Source organism: Corynebacterium sp. ZY180755 (assembly GCF_054331495.1).
Map to the genome: position 1 here is coordinate 455,518 of NZ_CM135811.1, position 26,889 is coordinate 482,406.

27 protein-coding genes are annotated in these 26,889 nt (G+C 57.4%); 20 read left to right on the forward strand and 7 right to left on the reverse strand.

Annotation, left to right across the window (positions count from 1 at the left end):
* Positions 1–177 precede the first annotated feature (177 nt).
* From alr to groL, 9 genes are all read left to right on the forward strand, one after another.
* Positions 178–1,293, forward strand: a complete 1,116-nt coding sequence (gene alr / locus ACXM2N_RS02150) for an alanine racemase (protein ID WP_458489570.1) — start codon at positions 178–180, stop codon at positions 1,291–1,293.
* A 123-nt stretch (positions 1,294–1,416) separates the two neighbouring features.
* Entirely contained in the window at positions 1,417–1,911 is a 495-nt protein-coding gene (gene tsaE, locus ACXM2N_RS02155; RefSeq protein ID WP_458489572.1) for a tRNA (adenosine(37)-N6)-threonylcarbamoyltransferase complex ATPase subunit type 1 TsaE, read from the forward strand.
* A gap of 157 nt (positions 1,912–2,068) precedes the next feature.
* A complete protein-coding gene (locus ACXM2N_RS02160) occupies positions 2,069–2,560 on the forward strand; it encodes a hypothetical protein (RefSeq protein ID WP_458489574.1) in 492 nt (163 codons plus the stop codon).
* Between the two features lie 96 nt (positions 2,561–2,656).
* Positions 2,657–3,346: a tRNA (adenosine(37)-N6)-threonylcarbamoyltransferase complex dimerization subunit type 1 TsaB gene (gene tsaB / locus ACXM2N_RS02165; RefSeq protein ID WP_458489576.1), complete on the forward strand. Its 690-nt coding sequence runs from the start codon at positions 2,657–2,659 to the stop codon at positions 3,344–3,346.
* A gap of 7 nt (positions 3,347–3,353) precedes the next feature.
* Positions 3,354–3,965: a GNAT family N-acetyltransferase gene (locus tag ACXM2N_RS02170; RefSeq protein WP_458489578.1), complete on the forward strand. Its 612-nt coding sequence runs from the start codon at positions 3,354–3,356 to the stop codon at positions 3,963–3,965.
* Between the two features lie 11 nt (positions 3,966–3,976).
* Positions 3,977–5,026: a tRNA (adenosine(37)-N6)-threonylcarbamoyltransferase complex transferase subunit TsaD gene (gene tsaD / locus ACXM2N_RS02175; RefSeq protein WP_458489580.1), complete on the forward strand. Its 1,050-nt coding sequence runs from the start codon at positions 3,977–3,979 to the stop codon at positions 5,024–5,026.
* Between the two features lie 114 nt (positions 5,027–5,140).
* Positions 5,141–5,563 (forward strand): hypothetical protein, encoded by a 423-nt coding sequence (locus ACXM2N_RS02180; RefSeq protein WP_458489582.1) that lies wholly within the window; start codon positions 5,141–5,143, stop codon positions 5,561–5,563.
* 224 nt (positions 5,564–5,787) lie between these two features.
* Entirely contained in the window at positions 5,788–6,084 is a 297-nt protein-coding gene (groES, locus tag ACXM2N_RS02185) for a co-chaperone GroES (protein WP_458489584.1), read from the forward strand.
* Positions 6,085–6,105: 21 nt separating this feature from the next.
* On the forward strand, positions 6,106–7,722 hold the full coding sequence (groL, locus tag ACXM2N_RS02190; RefSeq protein WP_458489586.1) for a chaperonin GroEL: 1,617 nt from the start codon (positions 6,106–6,108) through the stop codon (positions 7,720–7,722).
* Between the two features lie 52 nt (positions 7,723–7,774).
* Here groL and ACXM2N_RS02195 read toward each other — a convergent pair whose 3' ends face one another.
* The gene (locus ACXM2N_RS02195) at positions 7,775–8,086 is read right to left on the reverse strand and encodes a WhiB family transcriptional regulator (protein ID WP_458489587.1); all 312 of its coding nucleotides are present in this window, start codon (positions 8,084–8,086) and stop codon (positions 7,775–7,777) included.
* Between the two features lie 435 nt (positions 8,087–8,521).
* Between ACXM2N_RS02195 and ACXM2N_RS02200 the strand changes: the two genes are divergently transcribed.
* Positions 8,522–9,091 carry a sigma-70 family RNA polymerase sigma factor gene (locus ACXM2N_RS02200; protein WP_458489589.1) on the forward strand — a complete coding sequence of 190 codons (570 nt, stop codon included), beginning with the start codon at positions 8,522–8,524 and terminating at the stop codon, positions 9,089–9,091.
* Positions 9,088–9,915 carry a hypothetical protein gene (locus tag ACXM2N_RS02205; RefSeq protein ID WP_458489591.1) on the forward strand — a complete coding sequence of 276 codons (828 nt, stop codon included), beginning with the start codon at positions 9,088–9,090 and terminating at the stop codon, positions 9,913–9,915. Before ACXM2N_RS02200 ends, ACXM2N_RS02205 begins: the two co-directional genes overlap by 4 nt.
* Positions 9,916–10,095: 180 nt before the next feature.
* Here ACXM2N_RS02205 and ACXM2N_RS02210 read toward each other — a convergent pair whose 3' ends face one another.
* Entirely contained in the window at positions 10,096–10,473 is a 378-nt protein-coding gene (locus tag ACXM2N_RS02210; RefSeq protein ID WP_458489593.1) for a DUF5319 domain-containing protein, read from the reverse strand.
* Positions 10,474–10,759: 286 nt separating this feature from the next.
* Between ACXM2N_RS02210 and guaB the strand changes: the two genes are divergently transcribed.
* The 4 genes from guaB (at position 10,760) to guaA (ending at position 16,700) form a co-directional block, all read left to right on the forward strand.
* A complete protein-coding gene (guaB, locus tag ACXM2N_RS02215; protein ID WP_458489595.1) occupies positions 10,760–12,283 on the forward strand; it encodes an IMP dehydrogenase in 1,524 nt (507 codons plus the stop codon).
* A gap of 273 nt (positions 12,284–12,556) precedes the next feature.
* Positions 12,557–13,699, forward strand: a complete 1,143-nt coding sequence (locus ACXM2N_RS02220; protein WP_458489597.1) for a GuaB3 family IMP dehydrogenase-related protein — start codon at positions 12,557–12,559, stop codon at positions 13,697–13,699.
* Between the two features lie 402 nt (positions 13,700–14,101).
* Positions 14,102–15,004 (forward strand): LysR family transcriptional regulator, encoded by a 903-nt coding sequence (locus tag ACXM2N_RS02225; RefSeq protein ID WP_458489599.1) that lies wholly within the window; start codon positions 14,102–14,104, stop codon positions 15,002–15,004.
* Between the two features lie 112 nt (positions 15,005–15,116).
* Entirely contained in the window at positions 15,117–16,700 is a 1,584-nt protein-coding gene (gene guaA, locus ACXM2N_RS02230) for a glutamine-hydrolyzing GMP synthase (RefSeq protein ID WP_458489601.1), read from the forward strand.
* An 80-nt stretch (positions 16,701–16,780) separates the two neighbouring features.
* Here guaA and ACXM2N_RS02235 read toward each other — a convergent pair whose 3' ends face one another.
* Entirely contained in the window at positions 16,781–17,932 is a 1,152-nt protein-coding gene (locus tag ACXM2N_RS02235; RefSeq protein WP_458489603.1) for a PspC domain-containing protein, read from the reverse strand.
* Positions 17,933–18,113: 181 nt separating this feature from the next.
* On the opposite strand from ACXM2N_RS02235, the gene ACXM2N_RS02240 reads away from it, so the two are divergent.
* Positions 18,114–19,256 (forward strand): ATP-binding protein, encoded by a 1,143-nt coding sequence (locus ACXM2N_RS02240; RefSeq protein WP_458489605.1) that lies wholly within the window; start codon positions 18,114–18,116, stop codon positions 19,254–19,256.
* 8 nt (positions 19,257–19,264) lie between these two features.
* On the forward strand, positions 19,265–19,987 hold the full coding sequence (locus ACXM2N_RS02245; protein WP_458490957.1) for a response regulator: 723 nt from the start codon (positions 19,265–19,267) through the stop codon (positions 19,985–19,987).
* 218 nt (positions 19,988–20,205) lie between these two features.
* Here ACXM2N_RS02245 and ACXM2N_RS02250 read toward each other — a convergent pair whose 3' ends face one another.
* Complete coding sequence (locus ACXM2N_RS02250) at positions 20,206–20,619, reverse strand: hypothetical protein (protein WP_458489607.1); 414 nt, start codon at positions 20,617–20,619, stop codon at positions 20,206–20,208.
* 138 nt (positions 20,620–20,757) lie between these two features.
* Here ACXM2N_RS02250 and ACXM2N_RS02255 point away from each other — a divergent pair, with 138 nt between their 5' ends.
* Positions 20,758–21,447, forward strand: coding sequence for a hypothetical protein (locus ACXM2N_RS02255; protein WP_458489609.1), 690 nt, complete (start codon positions 20,758–20,760; stop codon positions 21,445–21,447).
* Between the two features lies 1 nt (position 21,448).
* Positions 21,449–22,975 carry a Y-family DNA polymerase gene (locus tag ACXM2N_RS02260; protein WP_458489611.1) on the forward strand — a complete coding sequence of 509 codons (1,527 nt, stop codon included), beginning with the start codon at positions 21,449–21,451 and terminating at the stop codon, positions 22,973–22,975.
* 6 nt (positions 22,976–22,981) lie between these two features.
* Here ACXM2N_RS02260 and ACXM2N_RS02265 read toward each other — a convergent pair whose 3' ends face one another.
* Complete coding sequence (locus ACXM2N_RS02265) at positions 22,982–23,701, reverse strand: AMIN-like domain-containing (lipo)protein (protein WP_458489613.1); 720 nt, start codon at positions 23,699–23,701, stop codon at positions 22,982–22,984.
* Positions 23,702–24,048: 347 nt separating this feature from the next.
* On the opposite strand from ACXM2N_RS02265, the gene ACXM2N_RS02270 reads away from it, so the two are divergent.
* Positions 24,049–24,960, forward strand: a complete 912-nt coding sequence (locus ACXM2N_RS02270) for a sucrase ferredoxin (protein ID WP_458490959.1) — start codon at positions 24,049–24,051, stop codon at positions 24,958–24,960.
* A 123-nt stretch (positions 24,961–25,083) separates the two neighbouring features.
* Here the strand turns inward: ACXM2N_RS02270 and ACXM2N_RS02275 are convergent, their stop codons facing one another.
* Together ACXM2N_RS02275 and ACXM2N_RS02280 are read right to left on the reverse strand one after the other, a co-directional pair.
* Positions 25,084–25,716 (reverse strand): methionine ABC transporter permease, encoded by a 633-nt coding sequence (locus ACXM2N_RS02275; protein WP_458490961.1) that lies wholly within the window; start codon positions 25,714–25,716, stop codon positions 25,084–25,086.
* Between the two features lie 41 nt (positions 25,717–25,757).
* Complete coding sequence (locus ACXM2N_RS02280; RefSeq protein WP_458489615.1) at positions 25,758–26,780, reverse strand: methionine ABC transporter ATP-binding protein; 1,023 nt, start codon at positions 26,778–26,780, stop codon at positions 25,758–25,760.
* Between the last annotated feature and the right edge of the window lie 109 nt (positions 26,781–26,889).

The following is a 26,889-nucleotide window of genomic DNA, read 5'->3' on the forward strand; positions in this document are numbered from 1 at the left end:
TTCGCTGTCCAAGTGCAGTTTTCAGCTGGCCTAGCCCCATATTGCAACACAACTGTGTCCTTTGCGAACGTTTGGGTGTTGGCACACGGCTTAGCCGGAACTGGTTGGGGGTTGAGATAAATAGGCCGGTGCCTGCGAACTCAACAAAAAGTCTGTGTAGTGGCACAATGGGGTGCTATGAACATGCTTGAAACGCGCATTGACCTTAACGCTATCGCTACCAATACCCGAAAGATTAAATCTCTTATTGGTGACAAGCAGCTGATGTGCGTGGTTAAAGCCGACGCCTACAATCATGGCGTGGAGCGAGTGGCGCCGGTGATGGCCTCAAACGGCGCTGATCAGTTTGGTGTTGCCACCATTGCTGAGGCTCTTCAGCTTCGCGCCGTACTCACCCGCGCCGGGTTTGAGCACCGAATCCTGTGTTGGATCTGGGATGCTGACTCAGATCTTGCCGAAGCACTGGATAATGACATCGAACTGGCGGTCACGTCCGTCGCGCACGCCAAGGCGGTGATAAAGGCAGCGGAGATGTGTGAACGCCCATCGCAGGTCAAGGTCACGGTCAAAATTGATACCGGTCTGCACCGCTCTGGAGTTGATGAAGCAGAGTGGGCAGAAGTATTTGATCTCCTCAAGGCGTGCGAAAAGCTGACGGTGAGTGGGATGTTTAGCCACCTTGCATGCGCGGATGATCCTGAGTCGCCTGTTACGGATGAACAGGCTGAAGTTTTCGCTAGGGGGTTAGCGTTCGGTAGACAGTACTACCCAGACATCGTTGGCCACCTCGCTAATTCGCCCGCTACGTTGATGCGCCCTGACTTGCACTTTGACATGGTGCGGCCTGGGGTGTGTCTTTACGGCCTAGAGCCGGTGCCGGGGATGGATCACGGCCTAGTGCCTGCAATGAGTTTTGTGGGCAAGGTGATTGTGGTCAAGCCTATTAAGGCAGGAGAGGGCACGAGTTACTCCATGACCTGGCGGGCGGAGAAAGACGGTTACTTGGCTGTGGTTCCAGCCGGATACGCAGATGGTGTTCCTCGTGCGGCCCAGAATCATATTGAGGTGACCATTGGGGGCACGCGCTACCGCCAAGTGGGCCGTGTGTGTATGGATCAGATTGTCATCGATCTGGGGGCTAACGAGCAAGGTGTTGCACAGGGTGATGAGGCAATCATCTTTGGTGATGGTGGCATGAGCGCAACCGAACTCGCCCAAGCTATGGGAACCATTAATTATGAGATCGTGTGTCGCCCATGCGGCCGGACCAAGCGAGTATTTGTAGAAGAGTAACTCCCTCAATCTCTACCGGAATAGCTCTCAATCCTTATGAAACTAGGGAAGTGGGGCAGGTGCTGAATGATTCTGGTTGTGCAGTGAACACGCGGTGCGTGGAGGAGCAAGTAAGGAGACGCTATGAAAGATTCTTTTTCTTCCAAAGGTAAACGGCGCCTTGAGCTAGCGGAGGATACCCAAGCGTTGGGCGAGGAGCTGGGAGCAGCGCTGGAGGCTGGTGACGTTGTGATCCTTGACGGCCCGCTTGGGGCCGGCAAGACAACCTTTACCCAAGGACTGGCGCGTGGCCTAGGGGTGAAAGGCCGTGTCACATCGCCTACTTTTGTCATTGCGCGCGAGCACCGCAGTCTCGGTGATGGGCCTGCGCTCATCCATGTGGATGCTTATCGCCTGCTGGGTGAGGACCACGATGATTCTGATCCGATAGGTGCTTTGGATTCACTTGATCTGGACACGGATCTCGAGGATGCCGTGGTTGTTGCGGAGTGGGGCGGTGGCCTAGTAGAGCAAATCTCAGATACGTATCTACTCATTACCTTTGATCGCACTACGGCGGTGGAGCAAGACCCTGAATCTGAAGCCCGCATCATCGAGTGGCAACTTGTGGCCCAGTAATTCCCCTAGCAGTTTTTTCAATAATCCTCGAGCTCTTATTTAAAAAGATGGCGAGTGAAGGGCTAAGGTAGGTATCCAACACTTACGCGTCTACTTCAGCACTGTTGTTGTGGGCGATGGATACGATGTACAAACTTTTACCCAAGGAGTCACCTTCATGCAGCTCGGCGAAAAAGCCAAAGCGATTGTTGCATTCGGCATTGCCGTTGCCGTCATCATCTTTGCAGGACTGGTTGCCAATGCGGCGCTGAACCAAGATACGGTAGCGGAGCATGAGACCAAGCTGGACAAGGTGCTCAAGTCAGCCGACGCCCAGGACCTCAACGTCACGGCAGTCGCACTCGCTGACATCTACGGCATGGACTACGTTGAGGCCATCACCGTGTGTGCTGGCATGCCATTGAATGAACTCGAGCAGATTGGCGTTCCTACTGAGAAGATGCGCCTGTCTGGTGAGACCGTGCCTCGTGGCGTTAACTACATCGCAATGGCAAAGCAGGATGGCACCGTTGACCTCGACCGCTTCGAAGTTGAAAAGGTAAACCTTTGCCCACAGGGCCAGGTGGCCCAGATCCTGCCACAGGGTCTCATGCCCTTTGTCAAGGACACCCAGTCTGACGCATGGCTGTTCGCCGGTGGCGTCCAGTAGGAATCCATTAGTGGCGCAGCTACTAGTGCTTTGAGGTCGCCCACAGCACGCTTTCCCTTTTTACCGCGGTCTGTAAACGGACTACGCTGGGAAAGCGTGCTTTGTCTTGCTATTGATACATCTACTCCAGACCTGATTGTTGGGCTGGTTACGTGCTCCGAAGACTCAACCCCCACTCTGATCGCAGAGGCGGTGATTGAGGATACCCGCGCCCACAATGAGCAACTGACCCCAACGACGGTTGACCTCCTGGGAAAAGCAGGCGTGAGTTTTTCGGACCTTGACCGGATCATCGTTGGCTGTGGGCCTGGCCCCTTCACCGGTTTGCGCGTAGGAATGGCCACCGGCGCTGCCTTTGGCGATGCCCTAGGAATTCCGGTGGTTGGTGTGTGCTCCCACGACGCCATTGCCGCGCAAATGAGCGAAGACAGTTTTCTCGTTGCCACTGATGCCCGCCGTCGCGAGATTTACTACACCTCCTACCAGCGTTCGGCACGCAGCTTCGGCCCCGAGGTAATCAAGCCGGACATGGTGGAGCTTCCGCATGATGTTGAGGCAATCGCCATTCCTGAGCAGCTTTTTGTCAAGCTGCCTACGTCACTGCAGACATCGCGCCGGGTGGATCTGAAGCCACTTCCGCTTTATCTGGTGCAAGCCGCCGTCTTCAGCGGTGAGATCAGTAATAACAACCCCGCGCCGCTTGAGCCGTTGTACTTGCGCCGACCTGACGCCAAGGAGCCGAAGGCGAAGCCTCGTTCTGCAGCTATCCCTGAGGTGGAAATCTAACGTGGCTATGGCAGACAAGCCCGAGTATGTAGTCATAGGGGACCTTGCGTTTAGACTGCGAGCTCTTAGTGCGGCAGATGCGGATCGCCTTGCACAATTGGAGACGCTACTTTTCCCAGGCGATAACCCGTGGAGCGCGGGTGATTTCCGCTCCGAGTTTGCTGCCCCGCACTCGTTCTACATTGGGGTAGAAGCGTGCCCAGCCGGCGCCATTGATGCCGCGGACGCGGAACACCGTGACGCGCCGAAAGGCGACGCTGGGGACGGTGTGATCCCTGCGGGCGTCGATAAGTACGTGGTGGGTTACGCGGGCCTGGCAAAGCTGGGGCCTGCGGATTCCCCAGAGTTTGAGATTCATACGATTGGTGTGGACCCCAACTTCCAGCGTCGGGGGCTTGCACGCTTGCTCATGGACAACATGATGTTCGTAGCCGATAGCTACGGCGGGCCTGTGTTTTTGGAGGTCCGAACCGACAATGATCCGGCAATCGCCATGTATCAGGCCTATGGTTTTCAACGCATGGGCGTGCGCAAGCGCTACTATCAGCCATCCGGTGCGGACGCATATACCATGATCAGGCCAGCTCGCGGCACCAATGAGTACCCACAAGGAAAGTAGACTATAAAACCATGATCATTCTGGGAATTGAGTCCTCCTGCGACGAAACCGGCGTGGGCATTGTCAAGCTTCATGGCGACGGGCAGATGGAGATCCTCGCCGACTCCGTTGCAAGCTCGATGGAACAGCACGCCCGCTTTGGTGGCGTGGTGCCGGAGATTGCCTCACGTGCGCACCTGGAGGCCATGCAACCTGTGATGCGTGCTGCTCTCAAGGAAGCTGGGATTGAGAAGCCAGACGCCGTAGCCGCTACCGTGGGTCCTGGCCTCGCGGGGGCTCTGCTGGTGGGTGCGTCCGCAGCGAAGGCCTATGCCGCGGCGTGGGGTGTTCCGTTCTACGGTGTCAACCACCTGGGCGGGCACGTTGCTGTGGCAAACCTGGAAGGGGAGACGCTCCCGCACTCCATCGCACTGCTCGTCTCCGGCGGCCACACTCAGATCCTTGAGGTGGAAGCCGTGGGCAAGCCGATGAAGGAGTTGGGTTCTACCCTTGACGACGCCGCCGGCGAGGCCTATGACAAGGTCTCCCGTCTGCTCGGTCTCGGCTACCCAGGTGGACCCGTGATTGACAAGCTTGCCGCCCGAGGCGATAAGAAGGCCATCGCCTTCCCCCGCGGGCTGAGCCGCAAAGATGAGCTGCGCGGACCGAATCGGTTCAATTTCTCCTTCTCCGGTTTGAAGACCGCGGTGGCTCGCTACGTTGAGTCTGCCGAACGAGAGGGCACCCAGATCAGCGTGGAAGACGTATGTGCCTCTTTCCAAGAGGCGGTGTGCGACGTTTTGACCAACAAAGCTGTTCTCGCGTGCGAAGAATCCGGCGCGAAGGTGCTGTTGCTGGGTGGCGGCGTGGCCGCTAATTCCCGCCTGCGTGAGCTTGCCCAACGACGCTGCGACTCCAAGGGCATTGAACTGCGCGTTCCGCGTTTCAAGCTGTGCACGGATAACGGCGTGATGATTGCATCCCTTGCTGCCCAACTCATCCATGAGAAGAATGAGCCTTCCCCATTGACCGTGGGAACTGATTCCTCCCTGGAGGTGGAGATCCCGCTCGTAACTTCCTAGCAACCTTGCGCCGAAGTTACGTAAAAATGAACTCTGTGTTGCATCGCTCGCGTAACGCGTCAGCGTGAGTCAGTCTGGAGGGTAAATACTGTCTCACCTACGAAAGAGCTGACTGTGACAACAGGTTTTCTTGTTAATCCTGACCAAACGCACCGCGTTATTGAGTTCGAGCTGGAGCACGCAAAGCAGTTCCTTGGCGGTATAGATTCGGGCCGGGTATCTGTTGCGTTCCAAGAGGACGGAACCACGTACGCGGCGTTGTATTCTTCAGAGGCGCGGGTGGAAGGTGCTGACCCTAATCCGGTTGCTTCTCTTGGGCGCGCCGAGGCAGAGACTGGGGATTCAGCATTTTTCACTGATCCGATCAAGGCTATCTGTGGCCCAGTGATTTTTGTTGGCGCTGAGGGTGAGGATATTGGGCCGGGCGAAATCCAGCGCATCAAAAAGGGAATCGAAGCTGTGCAGAACTACATCACTGACGCCCCAGAGGAGTATGCGTTGTGGCGCGCAGCCGCGCGCAAGGTCTCCAAGGCATAGGTTGCTTTCCGACGCCCCCACGCCGGCAGCGGGTTGATGGTGCCATGGGGGCAACATGGTGCATGCCAGAAGCGAACAGGTGGGGGATTAGTTGAAGCGTTAGCACTCTCGCGGGTAGAGTGCCAGTAGGTTGTCAATCACACAGTTGTTCACCCGCGACGACGGCTGTGCTGGACTATCACAACCGGCACAATCTTCAGTACTTTTTCAATGAAAGGGAAATCGTGGCTAACGTCAACATCAAGCCTCTTGAGGACCGCATCCTAATCCAGATCGCTCAGGCAGAAACCACCACCGCTTCCGGCCTGGTTATTCCAGATTCCGCTAAGGAAAAGCCACAGGAAGGCGTCGTTGTAGCTGCTGGCCCAGGTCGTCTGGACGGCGCAGACCGCGTTCCAATGGACATCAAGGTTGGTGACACTGTTGTGTTCTCCAAGTACGGCGGAACCGAGCTGAAGTACGACGGTGAAGAGTACCTTCTGCTGAACTCCCGCGACGTTCTCGCAATTATCGAGAAGTAATAAAAGGACTGGTTTTTACCTATGCCAAAGCTGATTGCATTCGACCAGGAAGCCCGCAAGGGGATCCTGAAGGGTGTGGACACGCTCGCTGACGCGGTAAAGGTTACCTTGGGCCCACGTGGCCGCAACGTTGTTCTGGACAAGGCCTTCGGTGGCCCGACCGTGACCAACGATGGTGTAACCATTGCTCGCGAAATTGACGTTGAGGATCCTTTTGAGAACCTCGGCGCGCAGCTTGTGAAGTCCGTTGCCGTCAAGACCAACGATCTCGCTGGTGACGGCACCACCACCGCAAGCTTGCTTGCACAGGCAGTGATCACCGAGGGGCTGCGCAACGTCGCTGCTGGCGCCAACCCAGTTGAGCTCAACAAGGGCATCTTCGCTGGCGCTGAGCATGTGATCGAAGAGCTCAAGAAGCGCGCTACCGAGGTATCCTCCTCCGAGGAGATCGCTAACGTTGCTACCGTTTCTTCCCGTGACTCCGTTGTAGGCGAGATGGTTGCTGCAGCGATGGAGAAGGTGGGCAAGGACGGCGTTGTCACCGTTGAAGAGTCCCAGTCCATCGAGTCTTACCTGGACGTTACCGAGGGCGTGTCCTTTGACAAGGGCTACCTTTCCCCATACTTCATCACTGACACGGACACCCAGCAGGCTGTGCTCGAGCAGCCTCTGATCTTGCTCGTCCGCAACAAGATCTCCTCTCTTCCAGAATTCCTCCCAATTCTGGAGAAGGCTGTGGAGGCTTCCAAGCCAATCCTGATCATCGCTGAAGATGTTGATGGTGAGCCACTACAGACTCTGGTTGTTAACTCCATCCGCGGCACCATTAAGGCTGTTGCCGTCAAGGCGCCATACTTTGGTGAGCGCCGCAAGGCATTCATGGATGACCTCGCTACTGTTACCGCCGCTACCGTGATTGACCCAGAGGTCGGCGTAAACATGAACGAGGCGGACATGACCGTTTTCGGTACCGCCCGTCGCGTCACCGTCACCAAGGATGAGACCATCATCGTCGATGGCGCAGGCACCCCAGAGGCTGTCGAGGCTCGTCGGGAGCACATCCGCCGCGAAATCGAGAACACCGATTCTGCATGGGACCGTGAGAAGGCAGAGGAGCGCCTGGCTAAGCTGTCCGGTGGTGTTGCAGTGATCAAGGTTGGCGCTGCTACTGAAACCGAGGTTTCCGAGCGCAAGCTGCGCGTTGAGGACGCCATCAACGCTGCACGCGCAGCGGCACAGGAAGGCGTTATCGCCGGCGGCGGTTCCGTACTTGTGCAGATTGCTGCAGGTATGGACGATCTTGCTGAGACCTTCGAAGGCGACGCAAAGATTGGCGTTAAGGCACTGGCACGCGCACTGTCCAAGCCTTGCTACTGGATCGCTGACAACGCAGGCCTCGACGGCGCTGTTGTTGTAGCAAAGACCGCAGAGTTGCCAAATGGTGAAGGCTTCAATGCTGCCACCCTTGAGTACGGTAACCTGCTTGATCAGGGCATTATTGACCCTGTGAAGGTCACCCACTCCGCAGTGGTCAACGCAACCTCTGTTGCCCGTATGGTGCTGACTACCGAGGCTTCCGTAGTTGAGAAGCCAGCCCAGGCTCAGCCTGCGGCGCACGGTGGACACCATCACCACTAAGCCCTAAAAGGCACCATGCCGCGGCACCTCATTCGAGGTGCCGCGGCTTTATTTACGCATTGACTTTTTCTTTTTCCCTCAGTTGAGGGCGTGTGGCTTGGATGATTCTGTGGCGCTCGGACTCGCTCATTCCACCCCAGATGCCGTATGGTTCTTGAACCTCTATGGCATGCCGGCGGCATTGCTCCAGTACGGGGCAGCCAGCGCAGACTGCTTTTGCGCGACGCTCACGCATTCGGCGCGCGCGACCTCTCTCGCCGTCTGGGTGATAGAAGACTTCGGAGTTTTCTCCTCGGCATGCTCCTTGTAGTTGCCAGTCCCACAGGTCAGCATTGGGGCCGGGCAACAGGTGCAGAAGTGTCATCGTTTAAGTTCTTTCCCAAGTACGTTGTCAGAAGATTTCTGGAAGTAGCTCTTCGTTGCGAAGTGCCACGAGCTAAGAGTGGAGAAAGAAAGTAAACGAAAAGTAGCCCGCGCGTTTCCGGTTGGTTGCTAAAACAAGCAGCGTGGGGGATTCGAGAAGATTACATGTCTTCTGACCTGTATTAATGAGCAAAGGTAAAACTTGCGTGAACTTTTGGGAATCGGTCCTCGTTCAATCCGCCGGCTAAGGGAGTTGGGGTGGCGTTGCTGACGACTAGTGCCGGTAAGCAATCTTCGGGGTAAGCGCCCTGAGCTGGGGGCTCTGGCGCAATGCTGGATCGGGGTGCGGTTCGCTGTATATTAATGCAAGAGGAAGCTGGAACCATAGCGTAGGAACATTGGCATGGTTGCACAAAGCAGACAAGTTGGTGGATGAGTGACTGATCATGAGCAGGAGCTTGCGGAGCTCGTTCCGCAAGCGAGCGCTGGGGATTCCCGTGCACTGCAGCGCGTGATCACGATCATTCACCCGCTGGTGCTGCGCTATGTGCGCGCTCGGATGGCTGGGGGCAGGCATCCTACCCCTGAGGATGTGGTGCAGGAAATTTGTTTGGCGGTGGCTACCTCCATTAGCACTTTTGTGGATCAGGGTCGTCCATTCATGGCCTTCGTTTATGGCATCGCATCCAATAAGGTGGCAGATGCTCACAGGAAGTACTCACGCGATCTTTCAACGCCTACAGATGTAGTGCCTGACACTGAACTAGACGAGCACTCCCCAGAGGAGTTCGCGCTGGTCAGTGCCGGTAGTAACAAAGTTCGTGAACTTCTCGATCTACTAAGTGAGAAGCCTAAGGAAATTCTAATTCTCAGGATCTTTGTAGGGCTCAGCGCCGAAGAAACAGCTGAGATCGTAGGAAGCACACCAGGTGCAGTGCGCGTCGCCCAACATAGGGCACTAGCGCAACTGAGGAAGGTCGTAGAGCAGGAGAACACCCACTCATGACGAAGCATCGTCACACCAACGCTCCGGATGGGCAACCCATCCCGGAGGAGTTGGGCATGATTAAGCGCGATGAGGATTTCATCAATGCGCTTAGCCGTGGCATGGATCCATCTGGTGGTGAAGATCAGTTAGCAGCCCTGTTGCTGGAGCTGAAGCGCGATGTGGATCGCGATATGCCGGCGGCGCCAACGCTGGCAGAGCTTGGCATTGAGCCTTCTGAGGAAGAGCTGCCAGAAGGTGTCGTTTCTTTGCATGAACGTCGTCGCAAGCCTGTCGGCGCTTTTGCTCATGGCCTTGTGGGCGCAGCAGCTGCAACCCTGGTTATCGGCGGTTTTGGTACGGCGATTCACGCTTCTGAACCCGGTGATGCCCTCTACGGATTGAATCAGCAGTTGTTTGGTGGATACGCCGAGGACCGCCAGATTGTGGAGCTTGCTTCTACCCTGGATGAGGCTAACCAGAAGTCCGAGGCCGGCGATATCGAAGGGGCTCGTTTACTTCTAGAGCAGGCGCGTTTGATCGTTTCCCAGATGAATCAGCGCGATCGCTCAGACGCTGAGGAAGAAAAAGCTGATGCTGTGCCAAGCACGGTTTCAACGGAAGTATCAACCACCACCGTTGCTCCTTCAGAAGCGCCGGAGCCTGCTCCACCAGTGACGGTCACGGTCACGGTTACTGAGCAGATCCCAGCCCCAGTTGAGAGCACGCCAGTAGAGTCTGAGGTTATTCCGACTGAGAGTGAGCCACTTGGCGCACCGGTAGAGTCCATGCAGCCGGTGCCAACGCCATTGCCAACGCTCCCCGTTGAGATTCCGAACTTCTAGTCGCTTTTGCAGTTTCTACTTCTAAAGACCACCCTTCGGGGTGGTCTTCCTTTTTGCCCCATGCTGAGCCCGCTGGGGCACTCTGCCCTGTGGGGCAGGGGTGTGTCGATAAGCAAAGACCAGCACCCCTGGGCGCCGGGTTAACGGTGGCCTAGCGTTCGGAGCGCTAGACCAGCGCTGCTAAAAACGCGGTGCCTCCAAGCCGTCAAGATAGCCCAGGCAATAGTCCCATGGGACGTAGGCTTCGGTGGTGGGTTGAGCGCTTGGTTCGTGGACTGGGGCGAGCTCACCACCCAGTGTGGCACGCATGTTGGCGGCCATGATGTCCCAGTCGTAGTAGTGCGGTTCGTTGCAGTCGTCGCAGATGAAGAAGATTCCAAGAATTCCTCGCGGTGCGAGCGCTTTTTTGAACTGGTGGATGAGCTCGAGATCCTGTGTGACCTGCACACGCTCTTCGTCAGTCAGTTCCAGTGCTTCGTCATCATCCTCGATGAAGGAGGCCGGGTCATTCGGGTCGTCTGCAAACGGATCTTTGGGCATCTGCCAGTCAAAACTCACGTCAGTAACCCTATGGCGAATGTGGTGGTTGTTCCAAATTTAGGGGCAGTCGTTGCGAGGAGGTGGGACCAGGGGAGCTGACGATGTGATGTGGTTCCATGAGGTTGTAGGGGCGATGTGGACAACGATCACAGCCTACTTGGCAGGTAAGGGGTATCTTTGGGGTGCTGAACGGGCTTTTCAACTCGGACAAGCGGTGTAAGCTAGTGGGAAATCTTGGGGCGCATGGCGCGCTAGAGAATTTGGTGAGTTTTAGACTTTGGTGTCTTTTTCAGGAGGATATTTCATGACGCAGCAGCACGTTTCCACTGGTGGCGACGATCCAAATAAGGTTGCGCTGGTTGGTCTAACATTCGATGACGTTCTGCTTCTACCCGATGCTTCCGATGTTATCCCAGCTGACGTGACTACCAAGACTCAGCTGACTCGCAACATCTCCCTGAACATTCCGATTGCCTCTGCGGCGATGGATACCGTGACGGAGTCCCGCATGGCTATTGCGATGGCGCGTGAGGGCGGCATTGGTATTCTTCACCGTAATCTTTCCATTGAGGAGCAGGCTGCACACGTCGAAATGGTGAAGCGCTCTGAGTCCGGCATGGTTACTGATCCAGTCACGTGTTCTCCTGAGATGACCATCGCTGAGGTTGACGCCCTGTGCGCACGTTTCCGCATTTCTGGCCTGCCGGTAGTGGATGAAGACGGCAAGTTGCTGGGCATCTGCACCAACCGTGACATGCGTTTTGAGCCAGATTTCTCCCGCAAGGTTGCGGAGATCATGACCAAGATGCCACTGGTTGTTGCTAAGGAGGGTGTGACCAAGGAAGAGGCCCTCAACCTGCTCTCCGCTAACAAGGTTGAGAAGCTGCCTATCGTGAACGATGAGGGCAAACTCGTCGGGCTGATCACGGTGAAGGACTTTGTAAAGACGGAGCAGCATCCTAACGCTTCCAAGGATTCTTCTGGCCGCCTCCTGGTTGGTGCCGGCATTGGTGTTGGCGATGAGTCATGGCAGCGCGCTGGTGCTCTGGTAGACGCGGGCGTTGACGTCCTGGTGGTGGACTCCGCGCACGCTCATTCTCGCGGAGTTCTGGATATGGTGTCCAAGGTGAAGAAGGAGTTTGGTCCGCGCGGCGTGGACGTCATCGGCGGTAACCTCGCAACTCGCGCGGCTGCGAAGGCCATGATTGATGCAGGCGCCGACGCCATCAAGGTGGGCATCGGCCCAGGTTCCATCTGCACCACCCGCGTGGTCGCGGGTGTGGGCGCTCCACAGATCACTGCGATCATGGAAGCTTCCGTTCCTGCGCACGCCGCTGGCGTGCCTATTATTGCCGACGGCGGCATGCAGTTCTCTGGCGACATCGCTAAGGCACTTGCTGCTGGCGCATCTACGGTTATGCTCGGCTCCATGCTGGCCGGCACCGCCGAGGCACCTGGTGACACCATCGTTATTCAGGGCAAGCAGTACAAGCGCTACCGCGGCATGGGCTCTATGGGGGCGATGCAGGGCCGTGGCCTCTCCGGAGAGAAGAAGTCTTACTCTAAGGACCGCTACTTCCAGGCGGATGTCAAGAGCGAAGATAAGCTGGTTCCAGAAGGAATTGAGGGACGCGTCCCATTCCGCGGCAACATCGACGCCATCACCCACCAGCTGGTGGGTGGCCTCCGCGCGGCAATGGGGTACACCGGTTCCGCCACCATCGCTGATTTGCAGAAGGCGCGCTTTGTTCAGATCACCTCTGCCGGTCTGAAGGAATCGCATCCTCACCACATCCAGCAGACTGTAGAAGCACCTAACTACCACTAATCCTGTACCAGGATTCGAAGATTAAGGCCCTGCGGGTCATCAGTTCATTGATGACGCTCAGGGTCTCAAGCGTCTTCATAGTGAGCGACGTAGATGGGGAACTGAGGCGGGGGATCGTCGCGCTGCTGGCTACAGTAGGCGGTTGACCTTTGGCTACGGGTGAGCTTTCACGGGTGTGGCGTTGATAAACTCGCGTGCTCTTTCATTTTGGTGCTGACGGGGTAGGATTATTGCCTGTTGATTGTTAGCGATCTCTAGGGAGAAGAATCCTCAATGCGTGACTACGTTGAAATCGGAATGGGCCGTGAGGCGCGCCGTACTTACGATCTCGATGCGATTTCCGTGCTACCTGCGCGTCGGACTCGCTCTTCCAAGGGTGTGAATACCACCTGGAACATTGACGCCTACACTTTTGCCACCCCGATCATGTCTCAGGGAACCGATGCGTTGGCAACCCCAGAATTTGTCATTGAGATGGACAAGCAGGGTGGCCTTGGTGTGATTAACGCCGAGGGATTGTGGGGCCGCCACGCGGACCTAGAGGGTGCAATCGAGCAGGTTGTGCAGGCATACGGCGATGACGACCTGAACCTGTCTAGCTTCTCTTCTGCCACCAAGAAGCTCCAAGAACTGCACTCCGCGCCCATCGATTACGATCTGCTGTCCGAGCGCATCGCGCAGGTCCGCGATTCCGGTGCCACCGTTGCCGTGCGCGTATCCCCGCAGAACTGCCGCGAGTTGGCTCCAGTAGTGATCAAGGCAGGTGCTGAACTGCTGGTCATCCAGGGAACCATTATTTCCGCTGAGCATGTGGGGGAGGGCGGTGAACCGCTGAACTTGAAGGAGTTCATCGGCACCCTCGATGTTCCTGTTATTGCAGGTGGAGTGACCAACTACACCACCGCGTTGCACTTGATGCGCTCCGGCGCTGTGGGCATCATCGTTGGCGGTGGCTCCACCACCAATGGTGACGCACTGGGCATCGAGACCCCACTGGCTACTGCAATTGCGGATGTTGCAGCAGCGCGTCGTGAGTACTTGGACGAAACCGGTGGCCGCTACGTCCACCTGATCGCTGACGGCGCTATTAATTCTTCCGGCGACGTAGTCAAGGCAATTGCCTGCGGTGCCGATGCCGTTATTTTGGGTGAAGTTCTAGCACGCGCCGAAGAAGCTGCTGCTAACGGCATCTACTGGGAGCCGGCGGTAGCCCACCCACGGTTCCCACGCGGGCTCGTGAGCACTGCAGGTGTTCTGCCGGGTGAGCACTCCAGCCTGGAGACCATCATGCACGGCCCATCCACCAATGTATTCGGAGAAGAAAACATCGTGGGTGGCCTAAAGCGCGCGATGGCTAAGTGTGGATACACCGACCTGAAGTCCTTCCAGAAGGTAGAGATTGCGGTTCGCTACTAAGCTACGCTGACACCTCATCCGTGTTTTAAGGCCACCACACGAAAGTGCGGTGGCCTTAAAAGCGCGCAGGTTCCAATTTCACCCCAAAGGGGGCAGCGCTCGGGTGCTGCGGTGGGGCGTTGGCAAGCCTCTTGGCTCCTCACTCCTGAGCACGGAGGGTGGGCAGTCATCCTGAGGGGGAGCCAGCGGTGGTGCTGTGTTTAGCGTGTGCTGTGCGATGTACTTTTCATCCACGCGCAGGACAAAGGGTTAGATAAGCGAAATTGTAGTAGATGTACTTTTAAGTAATTCTAACCTCCCATGGGGTGGTTTTGGTTACGCACAAGGAAAGAGTGTTAGGCTGAGCATATTCTGTTCCGCCCAAGTTACCTGCTTATGCACAGCTATTTATAGGAGTGTGAGATGCTCAATCTTCAGCGCCTTCGGATGCTTCATGAGCTCCACGTATTGGGAACTGTAGGCGCTGTTGCTGACGTTCTGCATTACACACACTCTGCCGTATCCCAGCAGCTGGCCCAGCTGGAGAAGGAGACCGGTTACAAGCTCATTGAAAAGGCGGGTCGCGGTGTTCGTTTGACGGACGCAGGATTGAAGCTCGCGTCTTACGCCGCGCGTATGGTTGAGCTTTCCGACGAAGCACGCGCTGCGCTCGCCACCACCGCACCGGTGGGCGGCACGTTGCGCGTCACCAGCTTCCAGACCGCTCTCGTAGCACTCGTTCCGCGCACCGTGGAGATCCTGAACGAACGCTATCCAGATCTGCGCATCGAATTTGAGCAGCGTGAGGTCTTAAGCGGTATGGACTCGTTGACCCATCATGAGTCCGATCTGTGTATCGGGGAGCAGTTCCCAGGCACCGTTCCTATTAAGGGGATGGGTGTTACGCGTGAGGACTTCCACCATGAGCCACTTCTTTTAGTTCAGCCTGCGGAGGGTCCGTACTCCGAGGACATTGGATTAGAGGAGATGAAGGACTACCCGTGGGTGCTCGACCCTAAGGAGTCTGCTGCTGGGCAGTGGGCATGGAGCGTTTTGCAGGCCCACGGCTTCAGCCCGTACGTGTTCATTGAGTCACCCGACTCCCTGCTGGCTCTGCACGTCGTGCGGAGCGGCCAAGCCGTAGCGCTGTTACCTAGCCTGATTGCAAGCCAGTTCAATGATCACGTCAAGGCGCGTGAACTTCCTGGCAACCCCGGCCGCGTGCTGTTTACCGCTGTGCGCACTGGACGCGAGAAGCACCCAGCGATTGTTGCATTCCGCGAGGCACTCAAGGAAGTAGTGGAGCAAATTCAAAACGAGAAATAGTCCTGCCGTAACCTCGCGCGAGCGAGGTGACCCCTGCGCGCGTGGAGGCGTCGGAAAGTAGTGGCTATTTTAGCTATTAACTGGGGCGGGGTTAAGGGTAGACTGTGGAATCGTGACTGAAACTTTGCAAACCCCCCAGAAGCACAATCCGGTGCTGGTGGTGGACTTTGGCGCCCAGTACGCGCAGCTGATTGCTCGGCGCGTTCGCGAGGCGAAGATTTATTCCGAGGTCGTTCCACACACCGTGACTGTGGAAGAAATCAAGGAAAAGAACCCTGCTGCTCTCGTCCTCTCCGGCGGCCCTAGCTCCGTATACGCTGATGGCGCGCCGCAGCTGGATCCTGCAATCCTCGAACTGGGCATCCCAGTGTTTGGCATTTGCTACGGCTTCCAGTTCATGACTAAGTCTCTTGGTGGCACGGTCGCGTCCACCGGCGATCGCGAATACGGTCGTACGGACATGAACGTCAAGGGCGGTATCCTCCACGCAGGTCTTGATAAGACTCACAAGGTATGGATGTCTCACGGCGATGCCGTATCCAAGGCGCCGGAGGGGTTTGAGGTCACTGCGTCTTCTGCTGGTGCACCAGTGGCAGCATTTGAGTGCCCAGCAAAGCGCATGGCTGGTGTGCAGTACCATCCTGAGGTTTTGCACTCCCCACACGGCCAGGAAGTGCTTGTTCGCTTCCTCACTGAGATCGCTGGCCTAGAGCAGAACTGGACCGCTGCGAATATCGCTGAGGAACTCATCGAAGCCGTTCGCGCGCAGATCGGCCCTGAAGGCCGTGCAATCTGTGGCCTGTCCGGTGGCGTTGACTCCGCTGTTGCTGCTGCCCTAGTACAGCGCGCCATCGGTGACCGCTTGACCTGTGTGTTCGTTGACCACGGCCTGCTGCGCGCTGGCGAGCGCGAGCAGGTTGAGAATGACTTCGTGGCATCCACTGGCGCAAAGCTGGTTACTGCCGACGAACGCCAGGCATTCCTAGACAAACTCGCTGGCGTTACCGAGCCAGAAGCTAAGCGCAAGGCAATCGGCGCGGAGTTCATCCGCTCCTTCGAGCGCGCCGTAGCCGGCGTTTTGGATGACGCTCCTGAGGGCTCCTCCGTGGACTTCCTGGTTCAGGGCACCCTGTACCCGGATGTTGTTGAGTCCGGCGGCGGCGCTGGCACCGCAAACATCAAGAGCCACCACAACGTGGGTGGTCTCCCTGACGATGTTGAATTCGAGCTGGTTGAGCCACTGCGCCTGCTGTTCAAGGACGAGGTCCGTGCCGTTGGCCGCGAGCTCGGCCTGCCGGAGGAGATCGTTGGTCGCCAGCCATTCCCAGGTCCTGGCCTTGGCATCCGCATCATCGGTGAGGTCACCGAGGAGCGCCTCGAGACCCTGCGTGCCGCTGACCTCATTGCCCGCACCGAGCTCACCGCAGCTGGTCTGGACAACGAGATCTGGCAGTGCCCAGTGGTGCTGCTTGCCGACGTCCGCTCCGTGGGCGTTCAAGGCGACGGCCGCACTTACGGCCACCCGATCGTTCTGCGCCCGGTATCCTCTGAGGACGCCATGACCGCGGACTGGACCCGCCTGCCGTATGACGTGCTGGAGAAGATCTCCACCCGCATTACCAACGAGGTCCCTGACGTCAACCGAGTGGTTCTGGATGTTACCTCCAAGCCACCAGGAACCATCGAGTGGGAGTAAAGCGTTCCGAACGCTAGATCCCTAGAAACCTACATGGGCCACGAACGCTGTGAGTGTTCGTGGCCCTTTGGCCTTTGCGGCTAGAGGCTCGCTTTTGCCTCGCCTACCGCAACCATGACCGTAAGTTTTAGCGTCTCGCCTTCCGCACCAGCATTGACGAGCCCTGCTGGGCAGTTCGCCGTGCCTACGCGAGTCAAACACTGGATCTCAACCGGCACATCGCTAGGAAGATTAACATCAACTTGGCCCACCTTGAGATCAACGATCATGCTCCTTGGCTCGTCAAGAGGCATCAGCCCACGCAAATCCAATTCGACCGCGCCCGCCTTGTGGCTAATGCGTTCAGGCATTGAATCTGCCGTAGTGGCAGTAACCTTGAAATCGCCGGCATCAGGGGCATTTACCCACCCGAACCAGTTAATGACAAAAATTCCACCAGCAACAAGAATGCAACTTGCCAGCACTGTTGCAATCTTTTGAGCGGTACTCTTCTTTGCTGGCTGCGGGGTAGGGGCCGGCCCCGGCTCTGGCAGGTGCCACAGGCTTGGCGCGGTGCCCAGTGGGTCCCACGCCGGCGGGGTAGGCATCGTAAACGGCGCTTTAGTGCCCTCCGCTGGCGCGTAGCTCGAAAGGTCTACAGGGCGAGTGGGCGAGCTCGGGGCGCTTGCGTGTAGCCCTTGAGGGGGATGCGGCGTTCGGCGTGCAAGAGCCCACCATGCCAGACCTGCAATGAGGAGGGTGCCGGCCATGCCACCGCCGAAGAAGCCGACGAAGAAGCCTTCGGTGCTGAAGGAGATCCCGCCGGTGAAGAACACGATGCCTAGGATGAGCCACCACCCGGATTCTTGTTCCTTTTTCAGCGCTTTGCCGCCGGGGGCATTTTTATCAATATTCTCAATCGCTAGTTGGTACGGGGCCTTTTCTATGCCGTACTTGGGCATCAGCAACCAGCACAGCAGGTACAGGACAATGCCCCCGCCCATTAGCATGCCCACCACGAATGCGACGCGAATGAGCGTTGGGTCGATGTCATAGCGCACGCCGATGCCCTCACACACTCCGCCCACTTCAGGTTTGCCCTTATCCTGTCGCGGTAGACGCACAGGCCGGGTTTCCCATATTTGGGCGAAGCTCATTGATGACACGCTGGTAGCGCTCGAAGCGCTTGAGGCATCTTCCTTGTGTTCACCGTAGGGATTGCGTTGGAATTGCGTAGTCTCTTCGTGGTCCATGATCATCTCCCAAAAGGTGGGGCTGTTCTTTCTTGATTCTCATTGTCACACGGGGTCTTTTACGCACGCATCGGGGATCACCCTGAAATCACAGTGCTAGGCCCCTGATGCTTGTGGTGCTCCAGGAATTCAGGGCGATCCCTGATGTACACGCATGGCAGTTGGTGGAATTATGGTCGTTATGACCTCTCCAACGCTTGCTCCACCTTTTAGGCAGTTCCAGCGCAATCGCGACCACAGCGTGATCGCAGGTGTTGCTTCTGGTCTGGCCAGTCATCTGGGCGTGCACGTGGACGCTATTCGCATTGTGTTCGTGGTATTGAGCCTGTTTGGCGGGCTTGGCCCGCTGCTGTACTCGGGCGTGTGGATGAGCACGAAGGCTGGGACGGCCTTGCCGGCGTCGGAGAAGGCAACGTCGCGCTTTTCCAAGTCGACCAACATTGTGTTGGCGATCGTGGCCTTGGCGGTGGCCGGCTCGGCGGGCTCGCTGTTTACGGGCATCTCTGTTGGTATTACTATTGCGCTGCTGGTGATCGCATGTGGCGCGATCTTGGCGTGGTTTGCGTATGACCGTTTTGATTCCAAGCGATCGGTGGCGGCCATCATCACGGGCGCGGTGTTGGTGATCATGGGTGTTCTCTTTGCCGCATTGCAGTGGGAGAACGAGCGCGTATTCGGCTCTGCAGTGGCGGCGGTTTTGCTCACCCTGATCGGTGTGGGTGCGCTGGTGGTGCCGTTTGGCCTGCGCATGTGGGAGAAGTTCAATGCCCAGCGTGAGGAGAAGCTGCTGGCTGATGAGCGCGCCGAGATTGCCAACCGCCTGCACGATTCCGTTTTGCAGACCTTGGCTCTGATCCAGAAGCGCGCGGACAATCCGGAGGAAGTCCAGCGCTTGGCGCGCGGGCAGGAACGGGAACTACGCAACTGGCTTTTTACCCCCACGGAGAAAGACACCACACGCTCGGCGATTAACCGTGCTTGTGGTGAGGTGGAAGACATGTTTGGCGTGCGCATTGCGCCCGTGATTGTGGGCGAGGACGCCCCTCTTACCGACGCCACCCATGCCGCAGTGCTCGCCGCGCGCGAGGCCATGGTTAACGCCGCTAAGCACGCGGGCGTAGACACCGTAGACGTGTATGTGGAGAATTTCGGCGAACTCAACATCTACGTTCGCGATCGTGGTCCTGGTTTCAATCTGGAGCAGGTGCCAAAAGATCGCCATGGCGTGCGCGATTCCATCATCGGGCGCGTGGCCAAGGTGGGAGGGGCTGTGACATACAGCTACCAAGGCGGGACCGAAGTACACATAACCGTGCCACAATAGGAAACATGGTGAAAGTTTTCTTGGTTGATGATCACCCTGTGTTCCGCGCTGGCGTGCGCGCCGAAATCGGTGACGCTGTGGAGATTGTTGGTGAGGCTGGCACGGTTGCTGATGCGATTAGTGGCATTAATAGTTCAAACCCTGATGTGGTTCTCTTGGACGTGCACATGCCCGATGGCGGTGGTGTTGCTGTTATCAAGGGGGTTAGCGCTGCGAACGCTGCTTACCGTTTCCTAGCTCTGAGCGTATCTGATGTCGCGGAGGACGTGATCTCCGTAATCCGCGCCGGTGCCCGCGGGTACGTAACCAAGTCCATTAGCGGTAGGGAATTAGTCGATGCGATTGCCCGCGTTAATGACGGTGACGCCGTATTCTCCCCGCGACTTGCGGGTTTTGTACTTGATGCTTTTGCGCGACCTGACGCTGTTGTAGGCGCAGGTATTGTCGATGCGCCTGAGCAAGATAAGGCTGTTGAGCATGCCGCGGAGGAAGCCGCCGCGGGACGTGAGGTTACGCAGCCAATTGCGGATCCGGTAGTGGACGCGTTAACTCGTCGCGAGCTGGAAGTGCTCAAGCTCTTAGCCCGTGGCTACACCTACAAGGAAATTGGCGCGGAGCTGTTTATTTCAGTGAAGACTGTGGAAACTCATGCGTCGAACATTTTGCGCAAGACGCAGCAGTCTAACCGTCATGCGTTGACTAGGTGGGCGCAAAAGCGGGACCTAGATTAGCAGGCCACGAGCGATCCCAAACCGCGAACGGAGTAGGGCAAGAAATGCAATGCCAACCATTAGCTAGGCCAGATTGCACGCAGTCCAGGTGCTACATGGTTGGCACTTCATAAGTGGCGATGTGTGAGTAGCGGTGTTGCGCGGTGGGCTTGAGCGCATAAAAAATGCCCCGCTGTGCAAGCGGGGCTTAATGCAGTGTCCTGCGTAAGGGGAGAAGCTTAATCTACGAAGGCCAATGCGCGGGTGCCGTCTACATGTGGGAACACGAGAAGCATCCATCCAAAAATGCCTAGGAATACTAAGACTGTCACCCAGATGGCAGCAGGCGCAAGGACCGGCGCAAGCATCAGTGCGAGCCATACGAGAAACATGGGGACGATTTGTCCGAACTTGGGCCTGTAGTACAAGTTGCGCTCATCCAAGAACGCCTTGATCTCCCTGCGGTAGGGGTGGGAGAAAATGAGAAGGATGCCGGCGGCAACGCATATCACCATTGCTATTACCTGAATGCCACGGGGCAAGCCCGTGGTGAGCACCGCAGCGCCAGCGGCGATGAGAAAAGAGCTGCCAAAACGCACAACATCTGGGGTGGGGATGGGCGTTTTCCTGGAGCGTGCATCTGTAAAACTCATAGTGGAAAGGGTAGCAGTGTTCGTTAAGTGTTCCGAACGCTAGGCCTTAAAAGGCGCTGATGTGGGCGCTTGACGGCTGCTGAAGATGCGGGCTACATTTAACCCATGTCTCAAACGAGTGTTCGAAAAACGGGGGAGGTGGATAACCTCTCACAGCTGCCTAGGACGCAGCGCATTGATGTCCTGCGCGCCAAGATGGATGCGTTATCTGTTTCCACTGGATCGGATGCTCATCGGGTAACAAAGCAGGTCATAGATGATACTGTGGCTGCCCCGCAGGCGTTAGCGGAGTTGCTTCCTGGTGGTGGATTTGCCCGTGGGGAATCCTATAGCTGTACGCCCTGTTCGCAGTTATGCGTGGAGATAATCGCACATATTAGTGCTCTTGGTGGGATGGCTGCTGTGGTGGGTTGGCCGGAACTATCTTTCGCTGGGGTGAAAGACGCTGGCGGGGATTTATCCCGTATTATTGCGGTCCCAGATGCCGGCCTTGAGCCCTTAAATACGGTGGCTGTTTTGTTGGAGGGGCTGGATGCCGTGGTGTACAAGGGTGCTCCGATAACGCTATCGCCCGTGCGTGCTAGGCCGTTGCGTGCCAAGCTGCGTGCGGGGCGGGGATTCTTGTTAACTGCAGATACGGTGGTCCCGCAGTCCGTGGCACACATTGATGCGACGGTGGACGCATTTCATGGAATTGGTCAGGGGACGGGCAGGATACGCGGCGTGGAGTTGGGGTTAGCCGTAAAGGCTAAGGCGCAGATAAAGCGTGGACGGATGATTGTTGGCAGGCCTGCTACCACCGCAAGGGGCCATTTGCGGGTGGTGTGAGATGCGCACTTTGGCCTTGTGGTTTCCTGACTGGCCAGTGCAAGCTGCTGCGATTGAGGAATTGGTTGACCCTACTCGGCCTGCCGTGATCACCGCTGCCTATCGGGTGCATGTGTGCAACGCGGCGGCACGTGAGCATGGTATTCGGAGGCACATGAAGCTGCGCCATGCTCAGGCGTTGTTCCCTCATGCGCAGGTGCTTGATCATGACGAGTCCCGTGACGGGCGTGTATTTACCATGATCGTTGATGCCCTCGATGCGGTTATTGCCAGTGTTGAGATGTTACGCCCCGGTTTGCTGGTGGTTAATGCTGATGCGGCGGCGCGCTATCACGGCGGGGAAGCGCAGGCGGCGGAGAAAATTATTGATGCTGCGGCGTTGATGGGTGTGGACTGTTTTGCGGGCCTTGCCGATGACGTCAATACCGCCATCATTGCTGCGCACACCCAACATACTGTGCCGAAAGGCGGGTCGGCGGAATTCTTAGCTCGCCAGCCTCTTTCTTTTTTGAAGGCGGAGCCAGCGCTCGGATGTCTACCAGAGACAGTCGAAAGCTTTGAGAATTTGGGTCTGACTACGCTCGGGCAGATTGCTCAGCTTGATCCGGGAGCGGTGGCCACGCGTTTTGGTCGCGCGGGGTCGCGATGCCTCACGGTGGCTACGGCACGTGACGATCGGGTAGTGGCGCGTGCCGACGCTCTCCCAGACCTCAGCGTGTCACTGGTCCCCGAAGCCCCCATAGAGCGGGTGGATGCGGCCGCTTTCGCGGCCCGCATGCTGGCCGCGAAGCTGCATCAGCGGTTGTCGGAGGCGGGGGTGAGCTGCGTGCGTCTTAAAGTTCAGGCCCGTTGCGGGGCCCAGCTTCTGGAACGCGTGTGGCATACCCGTACTCAGCTCACGGAAGACGCCACGGCGGATCGAGTGCGGTGGCAGTTGGACGGTTGGATTACCTCCGGTGGGCAGGGCGCACTGGATGAGTTGATGTTGATTCCCGTGGAATGTGAAGTTCCTCGGGCGTGGAATCTTTTTGGTCGCAAACCTCAGGATGAACAGGCGCAGAAGGTGATTGCGCGTGTGCAGTCCACGCTGGGTATGGATGCGGTGCTCACACCCACGTATGCCGGCGGGCGTGGGGTAGAAGAACGCATCAAGCTGGTTCCTTATGGTGAGAGGGCAGAGGAGCTTGATCGATTAGCGCAAGGCAGTTGGCCAGGTGCTATACCAGGGCCGTTGCCTGCGATGATCGGGCACCCCTCAGCCAAAGTGGTCATAGTGGATTCGGCTGGTGGGCCGGTGTATGTCACTGCGGAAGCAGTGTTGAACGCAGATCCTGCGGGGATGCAGTGGGGCGCCTCGCGCTACCTGATCAAAGCATGGGCAGGGCCGTGGCCCGTTCAGGGCCGCTGGTGGAAGGAAGAGAGACCAGTAGCGCGACTGCAGCTGGTGGGCGTCGACAAGCATGGCCATGAGAAAGCATGGCTTCTGCTGTGGTGCGGACAGTGGCGCGTGGAAGCTAGCTACGAGTAAGGAAAACTACGCGCGGTGGATGTCAACCACAAGACGGGTTGGTTCCTCAAGAACCTGAACAGAAAATGGGTGCTCTGGGCCACGAATGCCAATGACGAATTGAGAACGGCCTTCAAACGTGCCCTGGGAAATGATTTCAGTGACTACTTGATCCGTGCCCTTGATGGTGCCCAGCTGGGGATCATCAAGCCCGAGCTCGAATGGCATGAGGGTGCCATCAATATTGAGGTTGATGGCGGTGTCGCCCTTAAATTCAATCGCGTTGCCGCTTCCTTGCTGCGCAGGCGCGTCCGTGTACTCCACAAACCACCCCGGCGCACCGGAGCCTTGAAGGTCAAAGACTACACGGTCAAAGGTTTCATGCTTGCCCACGCGTACACCGGTGACCACCAACTCAGCACCGTTGGACTGGCGCTGAGTTTTGGTCGCGGTGTCAGCAACGCCCAGCGGGGTCATGCCGGCGGCCGAAGGGGACTCAGCAGCTGCCATGGCCTGGCTGCCCGCAGGTGTAGAGGAGCTTGCTGCGGTCTTAGGGGACGATGCCTGTGCCCCAGCGTTGGTTGATGCCGACTGCGTGACAGCATCCTGCGCGTCACCGTTTTCAGCTGAATTTGCGCACGAGACTGCCAGCAGTGCGGTTGCGCCCACCACGCCCAATAGGCCTAAACGGGAAGGCTTGCGGGTAGAACGGGAGGACTGGGAAGCGCCATGAGCAAAAACAAACATGCCCCAACCGTAGCGAGCAACTCGGCGTGAAAAAAGCGGAAAGAGGCCCCAAGCGGTAATCGTTGTGAAACCTTAACCGAAGGGCTGTAAAACCCCAGCAAGGGGCGATAGAAGCATTGTTTGCAACCAATTTTTGCGCCTCTTATCACGGGGACGTAGGCGCGAAACGTCACCACTGTGCCTAGATGGGTGCAAGGAAGGAGGCGTTAGCGATAGTGTGGGGTACGATAAGAATTTTGTGGGCTAACGAAAACTGGCGCACCAAACGGTGTAAAGAGGGGGAATAGATGAGCGCAGATCCCACTGCGAATGGGGCGAACTCTGAGTCACACCTCGGAGGGGACAGCATGGCCTCGTGCCATCCGTTCAATGAGATCGAGCGCTGCTCTGATAACACCCAGGAACCGATGCCAGGTAGTTCCAAGCCCGGTGATGCCTACGTGCTACTTGAGCACGGCGATCACTGGGGAAATGACATCCTTGATGGTGAGGCCTTTGGCCCTGAGCTCACCGCCAAGCTGAAAGAGCTTCCAGGCCTGTATCTCATCCGCCGCGTGGGGCGGGCAGGTCATGGTTATAAGGAACGCCGCATTGCTTATTTAGTATTCTGTCGGGAACAGGTCATCGAAATGGCTACCGTGACAGGCCCCGAAGACGTGTTGAACTTTGATATGTCTGGCCCCGGCCGTAACGCCGACCGCGGGGCAGTAGCGATTGATCAACCAGTACTGCTGATCTGTACGCACGCCAAGCGCGACATGTGCTGTGCGCTCAAAGGCCGTCCCATGGCCAAAGCTCTGACGGAAGCTTTCCCCGATAACCCGCACATTTGGGAATCATCCCACACCAAGGGGCACCGCTTTGCCCCGTCCATGGTCCTGTTCCCATGGTCCTACAGCTTCGGGCGCCTCAATATTGAAGCAGCGAAAGCTATGGTGAACCACTCCGTAGCGGGCGAGATGTTCCTACCCGGTAACCGCGGGCGTGGAATCTATTCCGCACGTGGACAGGTAGCCGAGCTGGCAGTTGCGGGCAGGTTAAGTGCTGAAGGCCATACCCCGCGGAATGGTTCTCTATCCGTTTATGACACCGGTGACAACGTGCGGGTGGTTGTTCCAGAGTTCGGCGCGCTACCAGAACGCCTCTTTGAGGTGGAGCTGGAGCAACAAGAAGTAGAGGGCATCATTTCCTCCTGTGGCGATGCGCCAAAGACGGGCACAGTGTGGGTTGCAACGCGCGTAACCCAGTTATCGCGCTAAAAACAGGCATATGTGCTTACTTCACCGCGGTGTGCCCCTAAGCCGCTCTTGTAGACGAAAGACCGGCCGTTCTCACCATGATGAGAACGGCCGGTGTGCGCGAAGGGGATCTGCCAACCCGAATTATCGGCGCATGATCTTCTTAGACAGCCAATTGCCGAACAGCTGTGCCACCTGAACAATGACCACGATGGCAATGACGGCGACCCACATGAGCTCCCACTGGAAGGCACGGTAACCGTAGGCCACGGCGAAGTTGCCCAGGCCACCGCCGCCGATGTAGCCGGCCATCGCAGACATATCGACGATTGCGATGAAGATGAAGGTGTAACCCAAAATCAGTGGGCCAAGCGCTTCAGGGATGATCACGGTGCGGATGATGCGCCACGGGCTAGCACCCATGGAACGTGCTGCTTCAATCACACCAGGGTCAATGGTGACCAAGTTCTGTTCGACAATGCGTGCCACGCCGAACGTGGCGGCGATGGACATGGCGAAGGTAGCCGCCTCACGTCCGATCTGAGTACCGATGACTTGGTTGGTCAGAGGGCCCAGCGCGGAGAGCAGGATGATGAACGGAATGGGGCGAACCAAGTTCACAAGGAAGTTCAGGACATTAAACACCACCGTGTTTTGCAGGATGCCGCCCTTGCGGGTGGTGTAGAGCAGCATGCCGAGCGCTAGACCAAGAATGCCACCCACAAGCAGGGTGATGCTGACCATGACCAGGGTGTCGATCACAGACTGGATGAACATCTCTTCGTGGCGTGGCCACACGCTTTGCAACTTTTCAAGACTCATCGTGCGATCTCCTGAATGTCAGTGGTGGTGGACAGGTGGTTGTAGAATTCCTGGATGGCTTCCTCCGGCCCGTTCAGGCGCACGGTGACCTTGCCGAAGCTGTGGCGCTGCAGTGTGGTGACACCGCCATGGACGATGCCGATGCTTGCGCCCTGCGCCTTCGCGTTGGCTGCTGCAGTGAAGAAGTCTGAGTTCTCGGTCAACGTGACAGTGAACAGGCGGCCTTCATGCGCAAGAAGGTCTTCGGACTCAACGTTGTCTGGGGTGTTGCGCAGTGCTGTGGCCACGAAGCGGCCAGCAACTGCGGTCTGTGGGTTGGAGAACACTTCATAGACGGACCCATACTCCACAATCTTGCCGTTTTCCATCACCGCAACCTTGTCAGCGATGGAGCGGACCACTTCCATCTCGTGTGTGATCACGACGATAGTGATGCCAAATTCCTGATTGACCTTGCGCAGCAGCTGCAGCACGTCATGCGTGGTCTCTGGATCCAGTGCGGACGTGGCCTCGTCGGCAAGCAGCAGGTCAGGGTTGGTTGCCAGCGCGCGGGCGATGCCCACGCGCTGCTTCTGGCCACCAGAAAGCTCCTCTGGGTAGTTCTGACCACGATCTGCAAGACCGACGAACTCCAAAAGCTCCGCAACGCGCTGCTTGCGCTTCGCCTTAGGCATTCCCGCAATCTCGAGTGGGTACTCCACGTTGCCTGCGGCGGTACGGGAGGTGAGCAGGTTGAACTGCTGGAAGATCATGCCAATGTTGCCGCGTAGTGAGCGCAGCTGGCTTTCCTTCATGCCTACTATCTCTGTGCCGTCGAGGCGCAGGCTGCCACTGGTTGGCTTGTCCAGGCCGTTGATCATGCGCACAAGAGTGGACTTGCCTGCACCGGAGTAGCCGATGATGCCAATGATTTCACCAGGCTCGACGGTGAGGGTGACCCCGTCGAGCGCAGTGACTTTCTTTTTTCCGGAGCTAAAAACCTTGGTGACGTTTTCAAACTCAATTCTGGTTCCGGTCACAACACAATTCTTTTCTTTTGGAAGTGGAATAGGGAGATGGGCCGATGTGCGGCGGTTAGTGCTCGAACGCTACTAATGGGCAAAACGCCCCGCGTCAGAAAGTTGACGA